The sequence below is a fragment of the Parapedobacter deserti genome (assembly GCF_042646065.1).
Classification (GTDB): domain Bacteria; phylum Bacteroidota; class Bacteroidia; order Sphingobacteriales; family Sphingobacteriaceae; genus Parapedobacter; species Parapedobacter deserti.
Genome location: NZ_JBHRTA010000059.1, coordinates 46,351 through 71,446 on the forward strand (window position 1 = coordinate 46,351; position 25,096 = coordinate 71,446).

Below are 25,096 nucleotides of genomic sequence, written 5' to 3' on the forward strand. Positions count from 1 at the left end.
CATCATGCGATTTATTAGCAGACCGATACACGCCGTACTCGACTACCTCTCCGGTATTGCCATGCTGGTGAGCCCCTGGGTACTTAACTTTGCGGACGTCACATTTGCCAGAAACGTTATCGTGGTTTCAGGCGTCGTTGTGATCATCATGTCGTTGATTACAAACTATGAAGGCGGGATTTCCAAAAAGATAGCCATGTCTACCCACCTTTGGGGCGATCTTTTTTTAGGCATCTTCCTGGCGGCGTCGCCGTGGCTGTTCTTATTCAACGAGGAAACGTACATCCCGCATCTCGCGTTCGGACTGCTCTCCATTGTCGCGAGTTTACTCACGGTCAATACTTCGCTGGTCAAGCGGCACATACCCGTCGATTTCGTTTACAAACGCTAGGCGCTAAGCTCCGCTCTATGACCTTGACTGCGTCGAGTTAAGTTGACGGTAAACCTGAATTGCGCGGCCCGCGATTTGGACCGCCTCGCCTGCCGTGTGGCTTTCCTGCACGGTCTCATCACCATCATCGTTCGTGTCGATCACCTTTTCCCATACATTCCCGTACTTTCTGTCTTTCGGCAACACAAACTCGAGTGGTTCATGATGCGCATTGAAAATCAGGTAGAAGCTATCATCGATTATCCGCTCGCCCTTCTCCCCCAGGGAATGGATGCCGTGGCCGCTCAGGAATACCGCAAGTGAGCGCGCGAAGTCGTGGTCCCAGTTCTCATCCGGCATTTCGCGCCCGTCTGGCAAAAACCAGGCAATATCCTCCACACCCAGGCCCTTTATCGGTTGCCCCGTAAACCATTTTCTGCGGCAAAATACCGGATGTTTGCGGCGCAGCGCAATGAGTTTGCGGGTGAAACGAAGCAACGTTTCATCCAACTGATCCCAATGCACCCACGAGATTTCGTTGTCCTGGCAGTACGCGTTGTTGTTTCCCCCCTGTGTCCTTCCGATTTCATCCCCGGCCAGCAACATCGGTACGCCCTGGGAGAGCATCAACGTAGCGATGAAATTACGCTTCTGCCGTGCCCGCAGGGCATTGACCTCAGCATCGTCGGTAGGCCCCTCCGCGCCGCAGTTCCACGAACGGTTGTGACTCTCCCCGTCCTGGTTATCTTCCCCGTTTGCCTCGTTGTGTTTCTCGTTATAAGACACCAGGTCGTGCAGCGTAAAGCCGTCGTGGGCCGTTACGAAGTTGATACTCGCCGTGGGCCGCCGATAATCGTCCTGGTAGAGGTCAGAGCTTCCCGTAAAACGCTCAGCAAACTCAGATAGGGTGCTTTCTGCGCCGCGCCAGTAGTCGCGGACGCAATCGCGGTACTTGCCGTTCCATTCGGCCCATCCCGGCGGGAAATTGCCGACCTGATAACCTCCCTCACCCAGATCCCACGGCTCGGCTATGAGTTTGACCTGCGAGATCACGGGGTCTTGGTGGATGATATCAAAGAAGGCGCTCAGCCGGTCCACTTCATGCAGCTCCCGCGCCAGTGTCGCAGCAAGGTCAAAACGGAAGCCATCGACGTGCATTTCGGTGATCCAGTACCGCAGGCTGTCCATGATGAGCCTCAGGACGATCGGCAGGTTGGCATTCAATGTATTGCCGGTTCCGGTATAGTCCATGTAATACCTGGGATCCTCCGTCAGCCGGTAGTAATTGGCGTTGTCTATGCCTTTGAAGCACAGTGTAGGCCCGAGGTGGTTTCCTTCAGCGGTGTGGTTGTACACCACGTCCATGATCACCTCAATGCCTGCGGCGTGCAGTGCTTTCACCATGCTCTTAAATTCCTGCACCTGCTGCCCCATTGTACCGGAAGAAGCGTAACGCGCCTCCGGCGCGAAAAAGCCGATGGAGTTGTATCCCCAGTAGTTGGATAGCCCTTCGCTCTGCCTGTCGTTGACAAATTGGTGTACCGGCATCAGTTCAATGGCCGTGATCCCCAGTTTTTTCAGGTAGTCTACCGTGGCCGGATGGCCGAGCCCGGCGTATGTACCGCGCAGCGGTTCCGGAACTTCCGGATTAAGCATGGTAAACCCTTTTACGTGTGCCTCATAGAAAATGGTTTTGTGAAAGGGGATATTCAGCTGCTTGTCGCCCTCCCAGTCAAATGCCGGGTCCACAACGATTGACTTGGGCACATAGGGCGCACTGTCCACGTTGCTGAGGCTCAGATCACCGTCGGGGTGGCCAACTTCATACCCTAGCTGGGCTTCATGCGTATAAACAATACCGGATATTGCCTTAGCATAGGGGTCGAGCAGCAGCTTATGAGCGTTGTACCGGTGGCCGGCCGTAGGCTCATACGGTCCATCCACCCGGTAGCCGTACCGCTGGCCCGGCCTCAGGCCGGGGATGTAGCAATGCCATACCTGGTGAGTGCGCTCAGTGAGGGTAAACCTTTCCTCACGGGCATCCGTGTCATCGCCATCAAACAGGCACAATTGAACCTTAACAGCATTTTCGGCATAAAGGGAGAAGTTTACTCCCTCTCCGTCCCACGTAGCGCCCAGCGGATACGGTTTTCCTGGATAGATCGGATATTTCATAATCAAACAACCGCCATTGATTCCTTTTGTTTTAAATTCCTTACCGGCCATACAGCCGCACCAAATCGCTCAGTTGCCGTTGCAGCCGGGGGGTCAGCTGTCCCGACTCCAGCCGCCACTGCCAGTTGGCCTGTGGCGCTGCAGGGATATTCATCCGCGCGTCGCTGCCCAGCTTCAGGACGTCTTGCACCGGCAAGATGGCCAGCCACGCGGGAGAGGCGTATGCCATGCGGCAAAGCGCATCGACCGCGTGTTGCGGAGTGAGCCGGCCAGCCCCGATATAGGCACCGAGTTGTGCTTTGCCTTCGGGTTTCAGTTCATCGCGGTACCACCCGAGCGCTGTATTGTTATCATGCGTCCCGGTAAACACGACATCCGTCGGGGCATGGTTGTGCGGCGCATGAAGATTCGTCCCTACATCGTCGCCGAAGGCAAACTGCAGTACCTTCATGCCGGGCATGCCCAGCTCGTCGCGCAGCTGGTAGATCCCTTCATGGATATCACCAAGATCTTCCGCAATAAAAGGGAAGGATTCGATGGCCTCCCTGATCGCATCGAACAAGGCAATGCCCGGCCCTTTCTTCCATTCGCCATGCTTGGCACTTTCGGCCCCTTTGGGTATTTCCCAGTAATCGTGGAACGCTCGGAAATGATCGAGACGCAGCAGATCGTAGAACTCCAGGTTTTTGCGGATACGATCTGCCCACCATCGATAGCCCTGCTCCGCATGCTTTTCCCATCGGTATACCGGCATCCCCCACGCCTGTCCTTCGGTATTGAAATAATCAGGTGGCACACCCGCCATGCCGGCCATGCGGCCGCGGCTATCCAGGCTAAACAGCTCCGGATGAGCCCACACATCTGCCGCATCGTGGTTAATATAGAAGGGCAGGTCGCCTATCAATTTGATCCCGGCGTTATGACAATACGTTTTGAGGCGCTGCCACTGCAGATGAAACTGGTACTGTAGCCACTTTATTTTCCGGAGTTCATAAGCATGCTCATTCCTGAACGCCGCCATTGCCTGGGTTTCCCGCTTGCGGTAGGCATCCGGCCAGGCGTACCAAGGCTTTCCCTGATGAAGTTCGCGCAACGTTGCGAAGTCTGCATAATCATCCAGCCAATGTGCCTCCCGGGTACAGAAATCGGCAAATCCCGGCTCCTCCTTACCGTTCCATTGCTGGAGGTAATTGCGGAACGCTTTGGCGAAGAAAAACTGCTTCACCGCTTCTGCTTTCTCGTAGTCTACGCGATCCGACGGTTGGAGGCGGTGCTTTTCCAATTCGCTATCGGCAATCCAGCCATGCTGCCTGAATTCGTCGAGGCTGAGCAGCAGCGTATTGCCTGCCATCGATGACCGTGTGCTGTATGGCGAATACGCTACACCTTCGTCCGTGGGATTGTGGGGGAGCATCAGCCAATACCGTTGCTTGGCCTTACGCATGTAGTCGGCAAAGCGGAGCGCTTCCGGACCAAGGTCGCCCACACCATACGGCCCGGGAAGCGAGAACAAGGGCAGCAAGAGCCCAGCGGCGCGCTTGCTCTCTTTCGGTGCCTCCGATGCGGTCCAAACCCCTATGGGCAGCCGCCCTAGCGCATCGTTGAGCCGCAGTCCATGTGCTGTCTCGCATTCCTCTCCCGTGAGCGCGTTGCGCCAACGGGTTGGGGCCCCTGCCGGCAGCTTTATCCGCGTAGTACCCCAATCAATCCGATCGACCGCGCTGCCGCGGCTTGTCATTGCAGGCGGCAGATGGAGCGGCACAACGACCAGCAACCAATTTCCGCCCTGCCTTCGCATGAAGGAGAGCACATGACGTTTTCTTCGTCCCTTTGCAGCTACCGGCTCATAGTCGCCGGTCTGAAAAAGCGCGGCGTGAGACCGCCGCAGTTGTGCCAGCCGCTCGACGACGGCATATTTCAACATTCCGCTGTGCCGCTCCTTCCACCACGCTTTCACGGCGTCCGCACCACGGCCTTCCGAACCTTCCAACTTCTGCTGCCACTTGCGCCGTAGGCGGAAATCCACTGGCCGGCGGTTGTCCGGATCGACAAACGAAAGGTCCCACCCTTCTCCACCCTGGTAGATGTCGGGGACACCCGGGCAGGTAAACTTCAGCACCACCTGCGCCAGCGAGTTTACGATGGCTGCGTCCGTGAGTTCGGCATGCAGCGCGCGGAACTGCTGAATGAACGGCGTATCCGAGCGCAATATCCTGCGGACGAACCGGAGGGTTGCGGCTTCATATTCCTCATCGGGAGCTGTCCAATTGGTATGCCGCTTCGCTTCGCGCAGTGCCTTTACCAGGTAAGCCTCCAACCGGCTCCGGTACCCCTTGACGGGCTGTCCGGGCATGGGATAAGTACCCCATAGCGTCTGGTAAATAAAATATTCGTCATTTGCGTCCGGAATCCCGTTGGTTTTATAGGGCGCGTTCAGCCTCATCCATTCCTTTACCGCCGATGTCCAGACCCGGGGGGCCGCCGTGATGGTCTGCAGGCGCGCCCTGACATCTTCGCCACGTTTCGTATCATGTGTAGCACTGGCGTTCATGGCATGAGGATACCGCATTGCCCGCTGCTGCATGAACCGGTGAAAATCAGCCGGATCGATGCTGAAAACCATCGGAGAGCCGCCCACCTCGTTAGCGCCGATATCGCGGTGGTAGGTATACATAAGCGTATCTTCCAATCCTTTTGCCATAAGCGCGCCCGTGAGCTGCATGCACCGCTGGTAGAACACCACCATGTCCTTCACCCGCTGCTTGGTGTCCGTCAAAAAGGCGGGCACCAGGCGGCTTTCCAGGAGGCTCAGCTCCTCACGCAAATCGGGCTCATTTAGGGCCGCCCGTTGCAGCGTTTGCCGCACTTCGGCTGCTTCCTGTTCGGTAAGCGGAAAGGTACGCCCGTACCAACGGTATATGGGGCAATGGACGATAAAAGAAGCCAGTGCCGATTTAAGTGCTGCTTCGTTTATATTTGCCGGCAGCCCGTCTCCGTCCAATACATGATCGCGCAAAAAAAGGAACAGGTTATTCAGTTCGCCCTGCATATCGTTAGCCAGCAGGCTGCGTTTTGCCTGCAGCAGCAGCGACGGGAGATCAGCCTGCCCGGCAAGCTTTTCGTAGAACCGGGAAAAGCGGCGTTCGTTGCTGCCGTCGGTCAGCACCCCGTTTACCATGGCCAGAAATTCGTAGCCCGTAGCGCCCTGCACAGGCCAGTAGCTGGGAAGGGGCTCATCCTGCTGAAGGATTTTCTCAACCACGACATAGGTCTCTTCACCGACCAGTTGCCGCAGCCACGTCAGGTAACCCGCCGGGTCGGCGAGACCGTCCACATGATCTATGCGCAACCCGGTGAATACACCCTCCCGCAGCAGCTTGCTGATCATGCGATGGGTCGCGCGGAATACCCGGTAGTCGTGAACGTTGACGGCGATCAGCCCATTCACCGTGAAAAAGCGCCGGTAATTTATCCGGTGCCCGGTTTCCTGCCAATGGCAGGGCTCGTAGTATTGGCAGGCGATCACCTCCCGGACAAACGCCTCCTCGCAATTTAACTGTTCAAGGGCCGTCTGCCAGGCATCCGGATCCACCTTGCCATGCGCACCCATCCGTTGGCGGGTAAGTTCAAGGCCTGCTGCATTAATGGGCCAATGCTGCCCGTTGTGTTCCATCACCAGCTTTCCGTCTGCCATCTGCACCGTTAACCGGCCTGCGGCGATCACCTCATCCAGGGGTGCATCAAGAAAAGGCAGCATAGGCCGGCCCGAAAAATACCGCGGAGCGGCAAAGGAGGTATCGAAATATCGGCTAAACTCCGAGTCCGGGCCGTTTTCAAGCATATCCCACAGCCAGCGGTTCTCCGGATGGAAAGCCATATGATTGGGCACAATATCCTGAATCCATCCGATACCGGCGTCGGCCAGCTCCGCGGTCACGGCCCGTAGCTGTTCGAGGGTACCTATTTCGGGGTTAACCTGCAGAAGATCGGTTTGGTCATAGCCGTGCGTGCTGCCCGGTACGGCCCCGAAAATCGGCGATGCATATATGGCCCCTACCCCCATGCGCCGCAGATAGGGAATTAGCGGCACTAAATCCGACAAGGTAAAATCCTTGTTAAACTGAATCCGATATGTCGTTGCTGGTACATTCATAGTAATTGATTTAACCCACTAAGCGGCCGATTGTTCGGCATGCCGGTGCTTAAAAAAAACAGTACGCACAAAACAAAAATCACTGCCGGCTGTTAGCACAAAAAAGAGGTGTTGACATGAAAACGCTTGACAGAAACCAGCTTGAACTCATGGGCTTTAATCCGCCTGAAGGCCCCTATGTTGCTAACGGGCGGCTTTACCGTTTCTTTATCCTGCGCAACAAGCCCTGGATCGGCGTGGAGGAATACCTGCCGACAGAAACCGGCCAGCAAGGAGACAGTGAGGTGTATGCGGTAAATTACGGTACGCACCGCGTTGAGCCCATCCATACACTTGAGGATCTGCAATACTTTTTGTACAATCATTATTGACCGCAGGCAAAGCCTGCTCCTACTAATTGGCGGCATGCGGCATGATCACTGCCCGGATACAGCCATCCTTCCGGCCATTGAACAGCTCATATGCTTCGGGCGCCTTATCCAATGGCACGGGGTGGGTGAGCATAAATGCAGGGTCGATCTTCCCCTCGCGGATCAGTTCGAAGAGTCTCGGGACGTAGCGCTGCCCATGCATCTGTCCACCCCGCATGGTAAGCGCTTTATTGAGGAAAAGTCCCATGGGTATCTTATCGGCAAATCCGGCGTACACCCCCACCACGGATACGGTACCGCCTTTCCTGCACGCGGCGATCGCCTGGCGGAGTACCGCAGGGCGGTCTGTCTCCAGCTTGGACAGTTGTTTGACACGGTCGTAGTAGTGTTCCAAACCGGTACTGTTCGCTTCCATTCCCACGGCATCGATACAGCAATCGGGCCCACGCCCACCGGTTGATTCCTTGAGCACCTCCAGCACATCAGCATCTTTGAAGTTGATCACTTCGGCGCGGCTGTGCGTAGCTGCGGCGGCCAACCTGTAATCCACGCTGTCAATCGCGATGACCCGCTCGGCGCCCATCTGATAAGCGCACTGTATGGCCATCTGGCCCACACCGCCCGCGCCCCACACGGCTACCACATCACCGGGTTTCACTCCAGCCATCTCCGCTGCCATATATCCGGTGGGTACGCCGTCAGACACAAACACCGCCTTCTCGTCCGGAATGTCCTCAGGTATTTTGAACGCCCCATGATCTGCAAAGGGCACCCTGATGTACTCGGCATGGCTGCCGGCGTAACCGCCGAAGAGGTGCGAATAGCCGAAAATGCCTGCCGTCGGATACTGAAAAACTTTTTTCTGCATCACCCCGTTGGGATTTGAATTGTCACACAGCGACCATAGCTCGTCCTTGCAGTAGCTGCATTCCCCGCAGCCGATGATCGACACCACCACTACCCGGTCGCCGACGGCCAATTGGTGCACCTCCTTACCGATTTCGACTACTTCCCCTACAAACTCATGGCCCAGGATGTCGCCGGCTTGCATCGACGGGATAAATCCGTTTATCAGGTGGAGATCCGAACCACACGCCGAGCTCATCGTCACCTTGACGATCGCATCGCGCGGATTCAGAATTCTCGGGTCATCTACCCGTTCTACGTTCAGGTCTCTAACCCCATTCCAACATAATGCTTTCATCCGTAATACATCAATTAAATCAGTTTCAGCTTACCTTTTCGTTTTCCGGAGGGCTGGCCATCTGTGGTCGGTACTTCACCTGCTTCCATTACCCGCTTAAAATTGAAGATTTCATTTTCAACGACGCCCTTAAAAAACGGATTCAGCAGTTTTGCGGTTACCGTGCCGGGGCCGCCGGCTGGCGGATGGTAACTGAAGACCACCCGTACCTCCGTCCCTTGCCTCGGTGCGTCAAAAAACTCCACTTTACCGGCGTTTCTCAGATCAGCGCCGTTGATCGATTGCCACCCGATCAGTTCGTTGGGCACATCCTTCACGATCTCGGCGTCCCACTCGATGCTGCCGCCCGTCCCGGGTATTTCCGCGATCCAGTGCGATTTTTTGGCGTCCATCACTCGTACCTCCCGCAGGTGGGACATAAATGAAGGCAGCTTATCGAGTGCCCGCCAAAATTGGTACACCGCTTCCCTTGGCCTGTTTACGGTCATTACGGCCTTGATATTGATCGCCGGATTATGGATGTCCTTTTTGCCGATTGACCGGCTGATCGGGCAGTACCCGATGCCGCCACGGACAAGCAGGTAACCACTTGCAACCAGCGCCGGCACGGACTGGTAGCTTAAGTGCTTCATGCCCCGGGATAGCAAATATGCACCCAGTGCCACAGAAGCAACCCGCTCAGCCGTGCCGACGTTTTTAGTGATTTTCTCGCTCATGTTTATCCATTTTTACGGATTGATCTGTGCGTCCAGTGCGCGGGCATCCCGCAGGTGGTCACGCAACGCAGGCAATTTCCCTGCTGCCCACTCCCTCAGGTCGGCATCCAGCACACCGTTGGGTCCTGATGCACGCTCAAACAGCGACACCGCTTCCTCATGTGAGATCACCATCATCCGAGCGAACTCCCGGTCAAACGGCGCGCCTTCGAGCACCATCAGCTCATCCAGACGTTCTTGTTCCTTTGCCATCAGGTTATCCGGCACGTTCCATCCCTTGGTTGTAGCCAGGGCGGCCAGTTCGATACCTGCCTGTCCATGGTCCATCACCATATGATTTCCGTAATCGATTACCCGATCATCAGCTCCCTGATCCTGGGCAAGCTCGCCGGCTTCAATCTCGAAGCGGTTACTACTCGCCGCCATGGTTACGAACTCCTGGTTCTGCATCCGTTCCATGTCGTCATCGTCATCCTTACAGGCGCCCGCTACTACGATGCAGGGCAGCACTAACCATAATAAATTCGTCTTTTTCATGATAATCCTATATTTGTTCTCGTTTACAGGCTACATCATACTAAGTCTATTCCAAACCCGAATTTCCCGCTCTTTACCGCAAATGTTGCGCTCGTCGGCCCCATTACCGCAATGCAGTGTAAACCGTTGCGGAGTCAGCATCGTTAAAACCGAACAACTGGTTGGCGATTTAGGACACTACCGTTTCTGGCAGGCCCGTTTAGGCCCTTTCACGGTTTGGCCTGAATTTTTCGATACAGTCAGCGTGTTAGAAACGAATTAGGTAACCAAAAATTAAAACTTATGAGATTTATTAGTCGAAAATTCCATGCTGTATTGGATTATATAGTAGGGATACTACTTATCGCAGCCCCCTGGCTGCTCGGGTTTGCAGATGTCGAGCCAGCCATGTGGGTTCCGGTCATCATCGGTATCGCCATTATCGGGATGTCGATCTTTACAGACTATGAAGGCGGAGCCGTAAAAGCCATTCCGATGGGCGCCCACCTGACGATGGACGTCATTGCCGGTTTGATACTGGCCGCGTCGCCCTGGCTGTTCGGATTTGCTGACCAAGTGTTCTGGCCGCACCTGATCGTGGGGATTCTGGAGGTCGGTGCCGGATTGTTTACCGTTTCTGCCTCGCAGCATTCGCGGACAAACAACCACCGGAGCGAACTGCGCGGTGCCCACTAATTTATCCCACGCCACCGCCGCTTACGCCTAAAAGCACATCAGTGTGCTTTTAGGTGTTTTTTTCATCCCGTCCAATAAATTATGTCGAAGATGACCAACTTAGGCAATGACATCATAACCATCCTGAACAAGCGCTATGCACCAAATACCATGGTCGAAACAAGCTATAAGAACCTCGATCTCGCCTTCAAAACCGACGATCAGGGCGTTCCGATATTGCTGTTTATTGGAAAAAAAGACGAACAGGGGCATATCAAAGGCGAGCGGTACGCCAGGCGTCTGAAAAAATCAGGAGACGGCACACTACTGAAAGACCATTGGGACCATAAGGGGAAAGCAACGTGATAACGATTAAAAAAATAAAGACATGAAAGCACAGACATCAGGAAGAGCCTTATCAGTTATAGTTTTATGCATGCTGATAGTTGCCTGCGGCACAACCACCCGCATCACCGGATCATGGAAAGATCCAGCTGTCGATGCCAGTACAGGCGAAAGCAAGCGTGTGTTGGTGACGGCGTTGAGCCGCAACATTGAAGTACGCACGAAGCTGGAAGACGCCCTCGCCGCAAAAGCTGCCGAGCTAGGTATCAGCGCAGTAAAGAGTTCGGATATTTTTTCACCCGACTTCTTCCATGAAATCCCGCCGCGGGACGAACTGTTTGACAGAATACGGCAAACCGGCGTGGATGCCATCCTGACGGTTTCTCTCATTGATACCGAAAGCGAAACCCGGCACGTCCGTGGCACGGCCCGATACGCGCCGTTCCCCATGTACAATTGGTACGGCGGCTTTTATTCGTACTTCAACTATTGGCACCCCATCATGTTCGATCCGGGGTATTATGTCACAGATAAAACTTATTTTCTGGAAACCAACCTTTATGATGCAGATACTGACCGGCTGATCTGGTCAGCGCAGTCCGAAACCGTCAATCCGGCAAGCATAGATGCCTTTGCCCGGGAATATCCGGAGGTATTGTTGGAACGGATGGTCAAGGACGGGTTGCTGCTTCAGCAACCGACAAGCGGAAACTAACACCGGCGGCCAATGAGTTAGTTGGTACCGGCCAAAAAAAACTGCCCTGCCGATTGTGATCCGGGCAGGGCAGGAATTGTTTGCTCTTACAAATTTATTATATTTTCTTACTACATCTTCATCTTCGGGTCAAGCTGCTCTTTCTGCGCATACCCCTCTTTTACCGGCGGTGCCAACACGGGTTCCTGCCCCATCGCCCGGAGATGTTCAAATGTAAACTGCCCTTTACCGTCGATTGAGGGACCGGTGCTCCACCTTGCGTTCGGGTTTCCGGGTCTTTCAATGTTCGTCGAGATAAACGAATAGTTAACTTCCTGATTTTCCAGTTCCTGCGGGAAACTGTTGGGTATTGGATGTACACCTTCCACGCCGCCAAGCTCTTCCAATACGGCCAGCCACTGATTTTGATGCATGGCATCCCTTGCGATCAGGAAGGCCAGCATATCTTTCATTCCGGGGTCGGTGGTAGACTGCCACAACCGGGTAGCCAACGTGCGGCCTGTAGCTTCAGCCATTACATTGGCATACATGTCTGCAGCAAGGTTGCCGCTCGCCACGATCCATGACCCGTTGAACGGCACCCCATTCGCGTCAGTCGCCATCGCCGCAAGCCCGGCCGACAGGTAGTGTCTGGGGTCCATGCCGCCCATAATCTGCTCGACGATCGGATTTTCCGATACCATCTTATCGATGACATCGCCCTTGGCACCTTCCAGGTTGAGCGCGACGGCTGTGCACAGCATTTCGATGTGCGAGATCTCCTCCGTTCCGGTCTCCAGCAACATATCCCTGTACTTGCTCGGGCCGCGGTTGCCCCATGCCTGAAACAGGTATTGCAGACTCACCCGCATTTCCCCTTCGATCCCCCCGATGGCCTGTTGCAAAAGCCGGGCGAATTGCGGGTCGGGTTTCTCTACACGTACCTGGTACTGCAATTTTTTTTCGTGATAAAACATAACTACTTCGTTAACGGTGAAACTTATTGATGTATAACTCCGAGCTTGTTTTCACAACCACTATTCCACAAAGCCGTATGCCTGTAAGATAGCGCGACAATAAGCATCAAACGCCATAAGGTTGCCCATACGCACTGAGACGCAGCACGCAGCGCCGAAAGCGCTGTACTGAAAACAGCATACCTTGTTCAGAATACAAGATAGTGCGGCAAATAGACCCTACACTGCATCGGCGTTAACGGTCAGCTTCCAGCGGCATCGACACCCATTCTTTGGCGGATTGGAAATCATCTAGCGCGTAGCACCGGATTTCGCCGTGAACAAGTGGGCTCAGCGCTTTGTATGCGGTCCTGAGCCAACGCTGGTCGGAGACGATAGCCATGCGGTTCCATCTGCTGAAGTGTTTAAAGCTGATTTTCAGGTAATCCAGGAACGCCGCCAGGCTGTAATTCTCCATTCCGGTCTCCATCAGAATGACAAAATTGATATTACCGTAGCGGGCGGCAACCTCATCCACCCGCGCCATCACCACGTTTTCGTATTCCGCTTTCTTCACCTCACCGGCTGCGCGGTAAGCCACCACGTGGTCAGGGAAATCGGTCATCAGTGTTACCATAGTACATCGTTGTTTTACCCAATAGGGTAGACAATTCCGTACCATTCTTGGGCCGTCGGCCATTTAATGGCATGACAATGGCAATTATGCAGGAAAAGACGCAGTATGAACGATCGGGATTTGGCGCGCGCCACAGCTGCCGGCATCATGGGCACTAGTACGATGACCTTTTTCAGTTACTTGGCTTCCAGTGCTGTCGGGGACAATTTCAGGGAGCCTGTACTGCTCGATGGTTTAATACGCGGCACCCTGCTGCCCGCGCGGAGCCGTATCGCCCGACCGGCGGGTTGGGCCTTGCACTACGCGATGGGGTGTTCGCTGGCTAACCTGTTCCATTATAGCTGGAAGCGCAGCCATACCAAGCCCACGCTGTTACGCGCATTGCTGTACGGCGGTTGCAGCGGCCTTGCGGCCATCGCTTGGTGGCACACCGCCTTCCGGCTGCACCCCAACCCACCGCACGTCCGGATGCCTTTTTACATCCAATTAGTTGCCGCCCATCTGATTTACAGCATGTCGGTGGCACGGGTATGCTCAGCAAGTGTCCAGTCCTCCATAAAAACACGTCGTCATGAAAAGAAGTAAGCTGTTAATCTACACCATCGCTTTGCTGTCGCTCACCTCTTGCGGCACTGCTAAACTGGGTCCATCCGGCCAAAACATGGCAAGACTTTCGTCATCATCGGCGCCTCCAGCGGCTTCGGCCGCGGCGTTGCCGAGCAACTCGGGGAATATCAGGCCAACGTGGTGCTTGCCGCACGCAGGAGTGAATTACTTGAAGAGATAGCCGGACGGATAGAAGCCGCTGGTGGAATCGCGCTGGTGGTGCCGATGGACATCAGCAATCCTGAGGATGTAGAGCGCGTCACCAAAGCGGCGGTATCCCGGTATGGCAACGTTGATGTATGGATAAACATGGCCGGCGTAGGCGCGATAGGCCGCTTCTGGGACATCCCGCTCGAGGATCAAGCGCGGCTGGTGGATGTCAACCTCAAGGGATTAATCTATGGTAGCCATGCAGCGATAACCTTATTCCGTAAACAAGGGCATGGCACACTGATCAATATGGGATCTGTGGAAAGCGACAGCCCCATTGCCTATCATGCGGCCTACGCGGCCACCAAAGCGGGTGTGCTGAACCTTGGCCAGGCCATCAATCAGGAGCTCCGGCTCAATGGCCACAAAAACATAAAAGTGGTAACAATAAAGCCTTGGGCCACAGACACCCCATTCTGGCGGCACGCCGCAAACTACAGCGGCGGCACACCCCGTATGGCGGCGATGGATCCGCCTGAAAAAGTAGTCAACGCCGTCATTCGCCGTTCCCTCCGACCACGGAAACAAGCCGCTGTGGGCGGCAAGGCCAAAGCAGCCGTTTTTTTCCACCGCTTATTCCCGCACTTTACCGAGCGGTTGTCGGCGAATATTGCGCACAAGTACCAAATCGAAAACGCCCCTCCGGCACCCTCAACATCGGGCAGTGTCCATGATGCAATGGAGGGCGGGACAGGCGTCGACGACGGCGTCCGGGAGCGGATGAAGAAGGAAAAGAAACAGCGCCGCAAGCAAACGCGATAGCGGCGCTCATGTCAATTAGACGTTAGCGGAAGTGTAAACCAGAATGTACTTCCCTCGTCCAGTTTGCTCTCAGCCCATAACCGGCCATTGAGCCTGTTGATGATTTCAGCAGACAAATATAAGCCGATACCCAAACCGGAAACGTTCGGTCCACCATCGGTAATGCGGTAAAACTTGGTAAACACACGAGGAAGTTCTTCAGCGGCAATTCCCCGCCCGAAATCCTGAACGCCCACCTTCACTTCTTCATCCGTACAATCGAGGGTCACCTTCACTTCGTACGAATCCGGCGAATATTTGATGGCATTGGTAAGCAGGTTGACGAGCACCTGCTCGACGCGTTGGGCATCGCTGTTCAACACACATGCATCAACTGCGGTTTCAAAAATAATCCGGTACTCACTGTAGGTGTCTGCGATCAGCTCTATCGTTTCCACCGTAAGCTTCTTCAGGTCGAATTCCGTTATATTCAGTTGAAGCTTTCCCGCTTCGATTTTTGAGATATCCAATAAGTCATTGACCAAGGTGGCAAGCTTTTTCATCTGGCGCAGCGCCTTTTCGATGTACAACCCGCTTTTGGGGCCTGCAGGCCGCCGGGCCAAGATCTGCATATATGCATAAGCACTGGTGAGGGGGGTCTTGAGCTCATGGCTGGCCAACCCGATAAACTCGTCTTTTTTATCACTCAGCGCCGTGACCTCTGCATACAGCTTGGCGTTGTCCAATCCGATGGCCGCCTGGGTAGCAATGGCAGTGACAATCTGCTCGTGATCAGCGGTAAACTTCCCAGCCTCCGGGTGGCCTAAAAACAATCCGCCGATTACCTCTCCAGAGCGGGACGACACCGGCACGGCCAGGTAGCTGACCACCGGCAGATGGCCGCTGGGCATTCCATAATGCGGAGGATTGTTGCCATAGCGGGCATCCTTCGTGATGTCGTCGACCCGTATCGCACCCTCGCCCGCAAACGTCGGGTGAAGCACCGCGGTATCGCGGGGCATACCCAGCGCTTCAAAGATTTCTTTCGAAGCGCCGGATAGGGCATGAAGCACAATGGATTTTCCCTTCTCGTCCCTTTTGATATAAAAAAACGCACCAAATTTTGCGCCTACCAATGCGGTTGTCCCGTCGGTTACTTTCTGCAATATCTTATTTAAGTCCAAATCTTCCGAGATGCTTTCGACCATTGAATTAACAATTTCGAGCCGCTCGGTATACCGGCGGGCCGCTTCCCGGGCGGCCACCTGGGCGCTGATGTCACGCGCAATCTTTGAGGCGCCGATGATGCGGCCATCGTCGTCGATAAGGGGCGATACCGTAATGGACAATGGTATTTCCCGTCCGTCTTTGGTCAACCGGATCGTGTCGAAGTGATCGACCCTCTTGCCCGCTTTGATCTCGCCGATGATGTAGTCTTCTTCCTGTAGACGCGAAGGGGGGATAATCAGCGAAATATGCTTGCCGATTGCCTCCTCGGCAGTATAGCCCAACATGCGTTCCGCTGATTTATTCCAGCTGGTAATTATGCCCTGCAGTGTTTTACTGACGATCGCATCATCCGAGGTTTCGACGATGGCTGCCAGCCGTGCTTTGCGTTCGATACTCTCCTTCAGCCTAAACTCGTTGAGTTTCTGCTCGGTGATATCAATTACCGACCCGATGAGCCGCACCGGGTTGCCCTGTGGATCGAAGTATACATTTCCCTTGGCCCTTATCCAGTGCATTTGCGAGTCTTCCAAGCCCACGGTCCGGTACTCAACGTCAAAGTTTCCGTCCGTCTTTGGTTTATCCATCGCATCATTGAGTGCAGCAAGAACGCGCCCGCGGTCATCGGGGTGCAAGCCACGAACAAAGTCATCTTCGTACGAAAGCGGGCCGTCATGGTCGACGCCGAACATCTCCCTGCAACGTTCGTCCAATTCCAATCTTCCGCTTGCGATGTCCAGGTCAAACATACCGAGCTGTGCGGCTTCTTTCGAAAGGCGCAACTGATCAAACGCCTTTTGTGTCTCAATTTTGGCGATCACCTGAGCTGAAACATCGTTTGTGATGGCAATCACGCCGACGATTTCTCCATGATTATCCCGGTATGCCTGATATACAAAATTTTGGTAAACGGTTTCAATTCTCCCGTTTCGAAACAACATGACGGGTTGTTCATTAGCCCTGAAGGTCTCGCCCGTACGGTACACGTGGTCGAGGCGTTGTTCCAATCCCTGCCCCCTGGCATCGGGCAGTCCATCGAAGATCGGCCGCTGCAGCACGTCTGCCTCCGGTTTTCCCCAGAGCTCGAACATCATGGTATTGGCCACTTCCACGACGTGTTCCGGCCCCCTCATAAAGCACATGGCTACCGGAGCCTGAAGTATGAGGTTATAAAGCATCCGCTGGCTATGCTCGACCTGCTGCTTGGCCAGCACCACGTCGGTCACGTCGGCCGCGGTATTCATTACGCCGTATACTTTTCCCGAGCGATCCTTCAACGGTGTGAAACTATAGTTGAAGTAAAACGTCTTCCGCACGCCGGCGATGTCCAGATCAACGCGTTGATTGCGGGTGTGAAACGGCATACCAGTGGTAAACACCGCATCGAGCTTTTCGTAGACGTTCTGCCCGCTGAGTTCGGGCAACACTTCGGCGTACCGCTTTCCTATAATGTCGTCGCCCTTTCCCCAAACATTTATAATTGCCTGGTTTGCCTCTACGATACGCATTTCGCGTCCGCTATAAACCGCGATCGGAAAGGGTGCATTTGCGATGATACTGCGCGTTTTGAACTCGCTTTCCGCGAGGTCTTCATTGGCCGTCCGCAACTCCTCGTTGGTCGCTATCAGCTCTTCATTGGTTGCTGCAAGCTCCTCGTTGGCGGCCGTCAATTCTTCGTTCATGGCGTACAAAAGCTGCTCGCTTTCCGCGAGCGCTTCGGTACGTGTACGCACCTTCGCTTCCAGCTCTTGGTTGCGAGCGGCAAGGTCTTCCAGCCCTTCGTCGACCTGTGTGGTTGGCGGTGCCATGCTGGCCGATAGTGTCGCTGCATACGTGGACTTGACCAAGTCATGGATGTCCGTACATGAACCGACATAACCGGCAAACGTGCCGTCGGCCAGGTAGCGGGGCGCACCGTTTTCGAGTACCCACCGGTAAACACCATCATGCCTTCGCAACCGGTATTCGATCTTGAACGCATCCTGCGCATCAAAAGCAGCAGAGAATATTGCTACACAACGCTCGAGGTCGTCCGCATGCACGCCATCCATCCACCCGTCTCCCTGTTCCTGTTCTAAGCTTCGGCCAGTGAAATGAAACCAACTGGCATTGAATACGTAACGCCGCTTATCGGCAGATGCGCCCCACATCAATACTGGCGCAGCGTCCGCCGTGATTTTAAGCTGTTCGTCAATCGCGTTGTTACGCGTGTTTTTTCCCATTAGATAAATTGTTTACAAGGAAGTCCTTCCCAGCGCAAGCAAAAGTACCCAGATTATTCCAGCCTACCAGCTTTCAATCATGGTGTTTTCCTATACAATTATAGGCATAACGACTTGGCTTTTCAACATATGAACTTAAATGAACAACATGTAATTGGCCATAGTAAAGCAAAATAGCTGCTAAACTACTGGTCAACAACATGTTGCAATATTCCATCTGTGAGTGACGGAATGACGGTTTTATATCTGCTGCTGATGCGGGCGTATCTGCATTTCCACGATATCGCACCGTTTGGGGGTGGACAGGCAATAGTATACCGCCACGGCGATATCTTCAGCTTTCAACATCTCCAGGTTTTCGATTTGCTCCTCTTGCCCTTCACGCGGCTGCATGTCGGTACCCACAGCTCCCGGTTCGATCAAAGTCACTTTGATACCCAGATCATTTACTTCTTTTCGCAGCGATTCAGAAAACCCTTGGATGCCTGATTTGGTCGCCACATACACCGAGCTGTCTTTTTCGCGGACATCGGCACTCATTGAGCCGACATTGACGATGTGGCCGCCTCTGCTGTTGCGCATGCGGTCAATCGCGTACCGGCTGCAGGCCAGGTAACTCAGCAGGTTTGTTTTCAGAAGGTATTCCCAGTCGTCGTAGCTGCCCTCGAGGACGCTGTTGAAGGCGAGGCCCGCGTTGTTGATGAGCACGTCCAACTGACCGAACTGCTCGTCGAACCGGCTGAACACCCGTTCGATGTCCTGTGGGTTTACCAGGTCGCACAGCTCACCGACGAGGTGCCCACTCCCACCGGGATACTGCCGCTGGAAGTCGTTAAGCGTATCGTCCATCTCCGGCTGGTGCCGCCCCACGACCATTACCTGGTTTTCACGCGCCAGCAGGTGAGCGATTGCACGCCCGATACCTGTTGTCCCACCGGTAATCAGTATACGTTTGCCTCTTATCGGCTGAATCAGCTTTTCTTCATAAATTGCTTTCACTGCTTCCATAACACTAAGTTTTTATTTATTAAAAAATCATTTTTAAGTCCTTTGCATCTTACCAGCTGATGAGGACATGCTGGTCTCCCTGCAGTTCATAACATATCATGTCAAGGCCTTCGCCTTTCGGCTCAAGGACTCCCTGCCGTGCTGCGGAGACGGTTATATTTGCGGCATGCTCCATTGATGAAGAGCGGATAAAAAGTTTACACGGCAGCCGTTCATCCCCAAGCACCTTAAACCTCACCTGCCGGTTCTCGACAACTTTTTCCGTGGTAGGATAATCGATAAAAAGCAGGCAGGTACCGTCGGCAACCTTCATGTAATGCCTCGGAATGACAGCGAACGGGAAACCGGCGCCATACACCTCCTGCCCCACGGCACCCGACTTGTCCCAGCCGGGGTTGATATCTTCCAGCGGCACCCACAACCGGTTATCAATTTCGCCGGTCTTAACTTCATCCTCCAGCATCTCCCGTGGCAATACCGTTGGATAATAAAACAGCATACGGTGCAGTGCATAACGGATGAACTCGGCGAGCAGCAATGCATACGCGCGCGACAATGGGGTATCATCCGCCTGGGACAGGTACTCATGCATCGCCGCAAACACTTCCACCTCTTCATAAACCGCGGTATAAGGCGCGTCATTCAACGGGAACACGGCAAAGAAAAGGGGGAAATGCATTCCATACCCATAGCGGCAGTCCCACAGCGCCACATTTTTGAAGATATTGGCAAGCAAGAGATAGCCCAGGTCGAGGTACATGTCATCATGCGTGGCTTTCCACAGCCGTATCATCGCCCCGGCCGCAAACGCAGTATTGTTGGCTTGATAGAACAGGTCAAACCCCTGCGACACGAGCGATTTCGCCGCACGCTTGGCCTCTTCGAGGTACTTATCATCATTTGTGAGGTCCCATGCCTGTAGCATCACGTGGGCATAGATGCCAGCCACATCTTTTTCTCCGCCGGCGCCCGGCTTTGCTTCCGCTTTTACCACCTCAAGGGTATCCATCTTATAGAAAACCGGCCATTCATAATCAAAATGCCGGGCTACTTTGATGGCATATTCCAGCGACTTCAAGAACAAATCCTTCGCCACTTTATCGCCATGTAGCGCCATGCGCGAAAGGTTGAGCAAAGGATGGTGCAGGTACCACGAGTCCATGATCAATGGCTCTTTGTGCTCCTCGCTGCCGTCGAGCTGGTGCGCTGCGGCAGGCAGCCACCGTTGCACCGTGCCGATATTTTCATCATAGAAACTGGGTAGCCCCGCTTCCAGCTCCGCTATCAGGGGTAATTTTCCTCCCATCCATTCCTCATATTCTTTCAATGGCAGCAACACCGCCAACTGCACCATGATTTCGGGCGGCGTTTGGTAATCGCATACGTAAGCATTGAGGTAGCTGTGGCCCTTATGATATGACCAGCAGCCCTTGTGGTCAGCCAGCCCCTGTAGCGCCTTTTCCGCAATGCCATGGTAGTCGTGATACATTGTTGGCGGCTTGGGCAGCAACAGGTAGACGGCCGCCAGCAGTTCCATAAACTGCTTTGCCTGTTCAAACTGATCTGCCGGTGCCCGGTCGGCGAAGGCGATGAGCGCATCACCGATGATGTATTCCCTGCCGCGCAGCAAGGGCTTGTCGATAGCCGCCGGCAATGCGAAACCAAACTCAGGCCACGTGCCGGTCACCGTATCGGCTACCGAAGTGCCGGTGTCTGCACAATAGCTGTTTAACGACGTCAGGTTCTGCAAGTACAGCATCGCTCCCACCTCCGGCTTGGTGATGCTCAGGTAGACCATCCCGCTGCGAAGCCCCCGTTGTTCTACATGGCTACAGGCTTCCAGGTTCTCGATGCCACCCTCCGAATCGAGCAATATCACATCTTTCGGCCAAAAGGGGATAAAAAAATTCCGGTGAGGCGTGAAGCGCGTCGTATAGTGCAGCAGCGGCGTGTCCTCGACGGTATCCACTCGGACGGACACATTATAGCGGCCCAACGACGATTGCAGCGTATACTGCAGGGTAGCGCCATCCAGCCCGCTTTCTTCCAGTTTTAGGTCCGACGCCGGTGTGTATGCAACCCGGAAAATCAGTTCTCCTTTCCCAGCCTTACCCACGGATACGACCAATGCGTCGTCTGTGCGGATGAGCCGTACAATCCAGGATGACAATTGTCTTTCAGTGATCAATGTAGCAGCTTGCCCTGCCAGCTGCTGCACCAAGTGGGCGGCCCAGGGAGAAATACTGTCGGTTCGTTCCTTCATGCGTCGTCGAAGCGTTAAAACATCCTTTGTTGGTCGGTATTACATAAATCACTCCAACATGCCGGTCCATCGACAACAGGCGGTGTTTCTGATGCTTGCGTTGCATCACCGTATGACAGGTATGCACTATTGTTTGAAAAAATGAATTAACCGTCCTAATTAACGAACTTGCATTTATCCGCCCAGGTGACGCCATACTACATATGTTAGGTGACCATAGGTTACCCGTGGGAAGAATTGCGAAAATTGATAAACAATAAAAAAGAATATAATTCGCTTAAATAAGCTAAATTTGCTTGTGATATATGGGTGTACTAAACATGAAGAAACAAATTCTCTACGTTGAAGATGACGGGGATATGCTGGAGGTAGTAGCCGAATTTATGCAGTTCGAGGACTATCATGTTATTAAAGACAGCGGCAAAACCCTTGACAAAAAGCTGAAACAGCATGCGGTTGGGTTAATCTTATTGGACGAGAATTTAAACTGGGGCTGGGGAAGTGATCTTTGCCAACGGCTAAAAGCCAATGAGGAAACCGCTCACATACCCGTTGTGCTTATTTCAGCTATCCGCAACATCGATGAAATCGCCGAACAGTGCGGTGCCGATACGTACATCCGCAAGCCATTCGATATCTACGATGTAATTGATGTAGTGAACGAGTATTACCTGGGCCCGGATACCGCCAAATAACAAAGGCTCGGCATCATCACGTATTCGACACAAAGCGGATGCATCCATGAGGACGCATCCGCTTTCGTCGTTTTCCGGGGTACACCGCTTACCTGCGTCCGATCAGCACTGTTGCTACCTTGTTTACAGTTCCCGTATCGCTCCGGCTGAATCCCAACTCGCTGAACCGGAGTGCTATGCGGTAGCCCCCCAGCTGAAAATGCGTGGTCAGATCACCCACCGGGATGGTATCCGCCGTAAACAGCGTGTCGGCGTACCGTGCGTACACCGAATCGATAAACGCCGTGCAGTTATAACGGAAAACCGTGTCCATCCCCGCCACGCGCAGGGACAACGTATTGGAAACACTGTCCATCTGGCGTCTGGTTCCATGACCCGGTTTCTCTTCACCGATTTGCAGCACTAACGACTCGTCGCCAAGCACGTACTCCCGCAGGTCATATTCCGGCCCCATATATACCATGGGCAGGATGAAATCATACCCCTGGGTTTCAAACACGCGGTCGTACCCACCCGGCCCCGCTGTCAGCGTCGTATAAGAAACCGACCGGTTGGCATCGTCTTCCACCACCTGGGTAAACAAGCTGGTAAAATCGGATTCGCTCAGGTAGCGTTCCGCCAACAGGCTGTCCACCTTCTCCGCCTTATCATCGGGGGTCAGCGCGCGGATAGCCCGGTACTGCCGGCGTGATTGCAGGTAATGAAAAACGCTGCCGATCTCGTTAAGGGCAGAGCGATTCACTTGGTGGCCAAAGTCGATTTTGCCCCCCGGTGTGAGCACCTCCTGTTCGGAAAGCAGCCGGTAGAAGCGACTGTGCTGGCTATTGAATGACACGCTGAACACGTTGGCAAAAGGCAATGCGAGGCTGCAAGCACCGGCAACAAACAAGCTGATCGGAACCACTTTTATCGCATTTTGCCGGCGCAATAGCCGGTACACCGTTATGGCCAACAGCCAGAGGGCCAGCACCAACACAAAATAGCGGTTTTCCGTAACCCCATAGTCCGCTATCCGCACACTGATAGCCACGAACAGCAAGACCAACAGCGGCAGCAAGGTGATGTAAAAGCTCCGCGAAAAAAATCGCACCCAGATCTTGTCTGCAGCGCCATACAGCGGGTCCAGCAGCAACAGCGAAAGCACACCGAGAAAACTATAAGCCAATACGAGGTAGCTGACCCAACCTTTGGGCAGGTCCCATTCCACCACGATTTTGACGCCGTAGCTATATAGGATGAGTACATAGCTAATCAGGAGCGGCACCAGCACGTATTGCACAAAAAAACGGAGCACCGGCGGGTACGGGGCAGCTGCACGCAGCCCACCCAGTCCATCTTTTGCGAAGAGCGCAAAAATGAAGCTACTGCCCAGTATCAGGATCGTATAGGCCAATCGCTCCCAGAAGTGGCTCACGATATTGAAGCCGAAAAGTTTTTCCAACGCTACTACGGCCAGTACCAAGCCACCCCAGAGCACCAGCGTAAACACAACGGTCTGCACCAGATTGATAAATACGTTCTTATTATAATCCCAGAAACCATGGTTATCGCCGCGCTTCCAGAACGGAATAAAGGCGACCAGCAAATGGAAACATATGGACGAAACGACCAGCACGACAACCGTTGCCGGCTGATAGCGGTGTGTATCCATTGGAGGCAACAGCAGGATGTATAGGGCCAAAACCAAAAAGCCCGAGACGGGCAATGGCCATTTAAAGCGGTACCGCTGCTGCGCCATGTGCAGGGCAAACATCAAGGAAATTCCCATCAGGCATACAAGCCCCAGCTTCGTCAGGAAGTCCGATTCAAGCCTCGTGTAGGAATTGCCGATGAATGCCGCGGTAGCCACCAAAGCCACCAGCAACAGTCCATAATACCGGTGAAGCACCGTTGCGACGTCCTTTACCGCCACCGTTAATTTAGCCATAAAAAATACCTTCTGTAATAAACTTTCGGTATCAAAGATAGTGTTTATAGTTTACCTGCTATCCAGGTTCGGAAAGTATAAAAAGGGCGGGATTCCGTGTAGGTCGCCCGCCCAAAAATGTACTTACCGCCTTCGATTTACGGGCCCGGTTCGGGCTCCCCTGTAGCTACCGCTACCGTCCCAAGGTAGAGGCTGTTGCAGGCAATTCCGCCCGTCTTGCTCACCATCCCCAGGTACACGTGCACCTCATCACCGGCGAAATAGTTCGGCAGCTCCAGCAGCAGCTCCTCATCGAGGCGCTTGGCACTGCCGATGTCGTACTGGTATTCCGCTTTGACGGGGCTGTACGCCACCACGATGGCCAGGTCGCTGTGATCCATGTTTCTGCGCTCCTGCGTGCTATCTCTCCACGACACACGCAGCACCTGCCCCGGCAATGCCTCCGCCGCCGGGTTGAGCGGCCGTACCAGGTCGCCCGCGCTGATGCGCACCAGCGCCGGGTCTACCGACACGTCGGGGTGCTCGCCGATGATGGCTTCGTTATAGATCTGCCGGACGGCCAGGTTGTAGCCCGTGAGCTTCTGCTTGGCCAGCTTGCCGTAGCCCACGTTGAATACGTAACTGATCGGTTTGGCAAACGCCACCGCTGCCGCAAACCGTACGCGGTGTATCAGCTGCTCTTCGGTGACCGGCCTGCCCTTGTTTACCCGTGGCAGGCTGCGCATGTAATCGATGCCGCGCCAGTGGGCGCCCACCACGTTTCCTACTTTTCCCGAGAATCCGCCGTGGATTCCCCTGTTAAATCTTCCCATAATACTCTTTAATTAACTATTTCAATACTGTGCCGACTGCCGGAATCGGCGGGGCAGCTGGCGTTCGTTACTCCGTTTTCGTACCGGTACAGTGCCGTTTCCGGAAGCAAACATCGGGTGCGAAAAGGTTGGAAAAAACCTGGTGGCCGGCATTGGCCGCGGCTGGCCGGAAATGGCCGGAAATGGCCGGAAATGGCCTAACGTTATACCATCCACACGCCTCGCCTACCCTTCGTTTACCCATCCGCTACCTTTCCCTACCTCTTTGGTAAGGAAATGGTAAACCCGAGGTAAGGAAATGGTAAGGAAGTGGTAAAGGAATGGTAAGCCAGAGGTAAGGAAATGGTAAGGAAATGGTAAGGAAATGGTAAGGAAGCGGTAGCCCGGCGGTAAGCGAAGGGTAAGCCAGCAGTAAGCGAAGACTAAGCCAATGGTAGCCAACCGGTAAGCCTAATCCGCAAGGCGGCATTGAGACTGTAAAATCAACTGTGTCAAGAGTTATAAAATGTTAACTTAGTCACAGTTTAAAATGAAAGAAAAGCAAGAAGAATTCGATTACGAGGAGATGAAAGC

Annotated in this window: 21 protein-coding genes; 9 read left to right on the forward strand and 12 right to left on the reverse strand. The window is 54.0% G+C overall.

Going from position 1 to position 25,096, the window contains the following annotated elements; translation table 11 throughout:
* Positions 1–4: 4 nt before the first annotated feature.
* Complete coding sequence (locus tag ACFOET_RS18815; protein WP_379025563.1) at positions 5–391, forward strand: SPW repeat domain-containing protein; 387 nt, start codon at positions 5–7, stop codon at positions 389–391.
* Positions 392–406: 15 nt separating this feature from the next.
* Here the strand turns inward: ACFOET_RS18815 and glgX are convergent, their stop codons facing one another.
* Together glgX and treY are read right to left on the reverse strand one after the other, a co-directional pair.
* The gene (gene glgX / locus ACFOET_RS18820; protein ID WP_379025565.1) at positions 407–2,545 is read right to left on the reverse strand and encodes a glycogen debranching protein GlgX; all 2,139 of its coding nucleotides are present in this window, start codon (positions 2,543–2,545) and stop codon (positions 407–409) included.
* Between the two features lie 40 nt (positions 2,546–2,585).
* The gene (gene treY / locus ACFOET_RS18825; protein WP_379025567.1) at positions 2,586–6,698 is read right to left on the reverse strand and encodes a malto-oligosyltrehalose synthase; all 4,113 of its coding nucleotides are present in this window, start codon (positions 6,696–6,698) and stop codon (positions 2,586–2,588) included.
* Between the two features lie 116 nt (positions 6,699–6,814).
* On the opposite strand from treY, the gene ACFOET_RS18830 reads away from it, so the two are divergent.
* Positions 6,815–7,069: a hypothetical protein gene (locus ACFOET_RS18830; RefSeq protein WP_379025569.1), complete on the forward strand. Its 255-nt coding sequence runs from the start codon at positions 6,815–6,817 to the stop codon at positions 7,067–7,069.
* Between the two features lie 22 nt (positions 7,070–7,091).
* Here ACFOET_RS18830 and ACFOET_RS18835 read toward each other — a convergent pair whose 3' ends face one another.
* From ACFOET_RS18835 to ACFOET_RS18845, 3 genes are read right to left on the reverse strand one after another with little or no spacing between them, the layout of a single operon-like run.
* Positions 7,092–8,273, reverse strand: coding sequence for a zinc-dependent alcohol dehydrogenase (locus ACFOET_RS18835; protein WP_379025571.1), 1,182 nt, complete (start codon positions 8,271–8,273; stop codon positions 7,092–7,094).
* Positions 8,274–8,287: 14 nt separating this feature from the next.
* Positions 8,288–8,989 carry an SRPBCC family protein gene (locus tag ACFOET_RS18840; protein ID WP_379025573.1) on the reverse strand — a complete coding sequence of 234 codons (702 nt, stop codon included), beginning with the start codon at positions 8,987–8,989 and terminating at the stop codon, positions 8,288–8,290.
* 12 nt (positions 8,990–9,001) lie between these two features.
* On the reverse strand, positions 9,002–9,526 hold the full coding sequence (locus ACFOET_RS18845) for a DUF4142 domain-containing protein (protein WP_379025575.1): 525 nt from the start codon (positions 9,524–9,526) through the stop codon (positions 9,002–9,004).
* Between the two features lie 282 nt (positions 9,527–9,808).
* Between ACFOET_RS18845 and ACFOET_RS18850 the strand changes: the two genes are divergently transcribed.
* From ACFOET_RS18850 to ACFOET_RS18860, 3 genes are all read left to right on the forward strand, one after another.
* Positions 9,809–10,201, forward strand: a complete 393-nt coding sequence (locus ACFOET_RS18850; RefSeq protein ID WP_379025577.1) for an SPW repeat protein — start codon at positions 9,809–9,811, stop codon at positions 10,199–10,201.
* Positions 10,202–10,282: 81 nt separating this feature from the next.
* Positions 10,283–10,546: a hypothetical protein gene (locus ACFOET_RS18855; protein WP_379025579.1), complete on the forward strand. Its 264-nt coding sequence runs from the start codon at positions 10,283–10,285 to the stop codon at positions 10,544–10,546.
* A gap of 22 nt (positions 10,547–10,568) precedes the next feature.
* Positions 10,569–11,240 carry a hypothetical protein gene (locus ACFOET_RS18860; protein ID WP_379025581.1) on the forward strand — a complete coding sequence of 224 codons (672 nt, stop codon included), beginning with the start codon at positions 10,569–10,571 and terminating at the stop codon, positions 11,238–11,240.
* 110 nt (positions 11,241–11,350) lie between these two features.
* Here the strand turns inward: ACFOET_RS18860 and ACFOET_RS18865 are convergent, their stop codons facing one another.
* Positions 11,351–12,196, reverse strand: coding sequence for a manganese catalase family protein (locus tag ACFOET_RS18865; protein WP_379025583.1), 846 nt, complete (start codon positions 12,194–12,196; stop codon positions 11,351–11,353).
* 235 nt (positions 12,197–12,431) lie between these two features.
* Complete coding sequence (locus ACFOET_RS18870; RefSeq protein WP_379025585.1) at positions 12,432–12,812, reverse strand: SpoIIAA family protein; 381 nt, start codon at positions 12,810–12,812, stop codon at positions 12,432–12,434.
* A gap of 105 nt (positions 12,813–12,917) precedes the next feature.
* Between ACFOET_RS18870 and ACFOET_RS18875 the strand changes: the two genes are divergently transcribed.
* From ACFOET_RS18875 to ACFOET_RS18885, 3 genes are read left to right on the forward strand one after another with little or no spacing between them, the layout of a single operon-like run.
* Positions 12,918–13,397, forward strand: coding sequence for a hypothetical protein (locus ACFOET_RS18875; protein WP_379025587.1), 480 nt, complete (start codon positions 12,918–12,920; stop codon positions 13,395–13,397).
* Positions 13,384–13,599, forward strand: a complete 216-nt coding sequence (locus tag ACFOET_RS18880) for a hypothetical protein (RefSeq protein WP_379025589.1) — start codon at positions 13,384–13,386, stop codon at positions 13,597–13,599. The genes ACFOET_RS18875 and ACFOET_RS18880 overlap by 14 nt, the downstream gene beginning before the upstream one ends.
* Positions 13,494–14,390: an SDR family NAD(P)-dependent oxidoreductase gene (locus ACFOET_RS18885; RefSeq protein ID WP_379025605.1), complete on the forward strand. Its 897-nt coding sequence runs from the start codon at positions 13,494–13,496 to the stop codon at positions 14,388–14,390. Before ACFOET_RS18880 ends, ACFOET_RS18885 begins: the two co-directional genes overlap by 106 nt.
* Before the next feature lie 11 nt (positions 14,391–14,401).
* On the opposite strand, the gene ACFOET_RS18890 is transcribed toward ACFOET_RS18885, so the two are convergent.
* The 3 genes from ACFOET_RS18890 to ACFOET_RS18900 form a co-directional block, all read right to left on the reverse strand.
* Positions 14,402–17,818, reverse strand: coding sequence for a PAS domain S-box protein (locus ACFOET_RS18890; protein ID WP_379025591.1), 3,417 nt, complete (start codon positions 17,816–17,818; stop codon positions 14,402–14,404).
* A 240-nt stretch (positions 17,819–18,058) separates the two neighbouring features.
* Positions 18,059–18,826, reverse strand: coding sequence for an SDR family oxidoreductase (locus tag ACFOET_RS18895; RefSeq protein ID WP_379025593.1), 768 nt, complete (start codon positions 18,824–18,826; stop codon positions 18,059–18,061).
* A 49-nt stretch (positions 18,827–18,875) separates the two neighbouring features.
* Positions 18,876–21,089 carry a glycoside hydrolase family 88 protein gene (locus tag ACFOET_RS18900; RefSeq protein ID WP_379025595.1) on the reverse strand — a complete coding sequence of 738 codons (2,214 nt, stop codon included), beginning with the start codon at positions 21,087–21,089 and terminating at the stop codon, positions 18,876–18,878.
* A 320-nt stretch (positions 21,090–21,409) separates the two neighbouring features.
* Here ACFOET_RS18900 and ACFOET_RS18905 point away from each other — a divergent pair, with 320 nt between their 5' ends.
* Positions 21,410–21,784, forward strand: a complete 375-nt coding sequence (locus tag ACFOET_RS18905) for a response regulator (protein WP_379025597.1) — start codon at positions 21,410–21,412, stop codon at positions 21,782–21,784.
* Between the two features lie 88 nt (positions 21,785–21,872).
* Here the strand turns inward: ACFOET_RS18905 and ACFOET_RS18910 are convergent, their stop codons facing one another.
* Together ACFOET_RS18910 and ACFOET_RS18915 are read right to left on the reverse strand one after the other, a co-directional pair.
* Entirely contained in the window at positions 21,873–23,711 is a 1,839-nt protein-coding gene (locus ACFOET_RS18910; RefSeq protein WP_379025599.1) for a DUF4153 domain-containing protein, read from the reverse strand.
* 137 nt (positions 23,712–23,848) lie between these two features.
* The gene (locus ACFOET_RS18915; protein WP_379025601.1) at positions 23,849–24,523 is read right to left on the reverse strand and encodes a DUF6266 family protein; all 675 of its coding nucleotides are present in this window, start codon (positions 24,521–24,523) and stop codon (positions 23,849–23,851) included.
* Between the last annotated feature and the right edge of the window lie 573 nt (positions 24,524–25,096).

Excerpts from the sequence above, each read along its gene's own strand:
- ACFOET_RS18845 (WP_379025575.1), bottom strand. The coding sequence starts at position 9,526 with ATGAAAAAGACGAATTTATTATGGTTAGTGCTGCCCTGCATCGTAGTA.
- ACFOET_RS18835 (WP_379025571.1), bottom strand. The coding sequence starts at position 8,273 with ATGAAAGCATTATGTTGGAATGGGGTTAGAGACCTGAACGTAGAACGG.
- ACFOET_RS18865 (WP_379025583.1), bottom strand. The coding sequence starts at position 12,196 with ATGTTTTATCACGAAAAAAAATTGCAGTACCAGGTACGTGTAGAGAAA.
- ACFOET_RS18915 (WP_379025601.1), bottom strand. The coding sequence starts at position 24,523 with ATGGGAAGATTTAACAGGGGAATCCACGGCGGATTCTCGGGAAAAGTA.
- ACFOET_RS18840 (WP_379025573.1), bottom strand. The coding sequence starts at position 8,989 with ATGAGCGAGAAAATCACTAAAAACGTCGGCACGGCTGAGCGGGTTGCT.
- ACFOET_RS18850 (WP_379025577.1), top strand. The coding sequence starts at position 9,809 with ATGAGATTTATTAGTCGAAAATTCCATGCTGTATTGGATTATATAGTA.
- ACFOET_RS18870 (WP_379025585.1), bottom strand. The coding sequence starts at position 12,812 with ATGGTAACACTGATGACCGATTTCCCTGACCACGTGGTGGCTTACCGC.
- ACFOET_RS18855 (WP_379025579.1), top strand. The coding sequence starts at position 10,283 with ATGTCGAAGATGACCAACTTAGGCAATGACATCATAACCATCCTGAAC.
- ACFOET_RS18905 (WP_379025597.1), top strand. The coding sequence starts at position 21,410 with ATGAAGAAACAAATTCTCTACGTTGAAGATGACGGGGATATGCTGGAG.
- ACFOET_RS18880 (WP_379025589.1), top strand. The coding sequence starts at position 13,384 with ATGAAAAGAAGTAAGCTGTTAATCTACACCATCGCTTTGCTGTCGCTC.
- treY (WP_379025567.1), bottom strand. The coding sequence starts at position 6,698 with ATGAATGTACCAGCAACGACATATCGGATTCAGTTTAACAAGGATTTT.
- ACFOET_RS18900 (WP_379025595.1), bottom strand. The coding sequence starts at position 21,089 with ATGAAGGAACGAACCGACAGTATTTCTCCCTGGGCCGCCCACTTGGTG.
- ACFOET_RS18895 (WP_379025593.1), bottom strand. The coding sequence starts at position 18,826 with ATGGAAGCAGTGAAAGCAATTTATGAAGAAAAGCTGATTCAGCCGATA.
- ACFOET_RS18890 (WP_379025591.1), bottom strand. The coding sequence starts at position 17,818 with ATGGGAAAAAACACGCGTAACAACGCGATTGACGAACAGCTTAAAATC.
- glgX (WP_379025565.1), bottom strand. The coding sequence starts at position 2,545 with ATGAAATATCCGATCTATCCAGGAAAACCGTATCCGCTGGGCGCTACG.
- ACFOET_RS18860 (WP_379025581.1), top strand. The coding sequence starts at position 10,569 with ATGAAAGCACAGACATCAGGAAGAGCCTTATCAGTTATAGTTTTATGC.
- ACFOET_RS18830 (WP_379025569.1), top strand. The coding sequence starts at position 6,815 with ATGAAAACGCTTGACAGAAACCAGCTTGAACTCATGGGCTTTAATCCG.
- ACFOET_RS18875 (WP_379025587.1), top strand. The coding sequence starts at position 12,918 with ATGAACGATCGGGATTTGGCGCGCGCCACAGCTGCCGGCATCATGGGC.
- ACFOET_RS18910 (WP_379025599.1), bottom strand. The coding sequence starts at position 23,711 with ATGGCTAAATTAACGGTGGCGGTAAAGGACGTCGCAACGGTGCTTCAC.
- ACFOET_RS18815 (WP_379025563.1), top strand. The coding sequence starts at position 5 with ATGCGATTTATTAGCAGACCGATACACGCCGTACTCGACTACCTCTCC.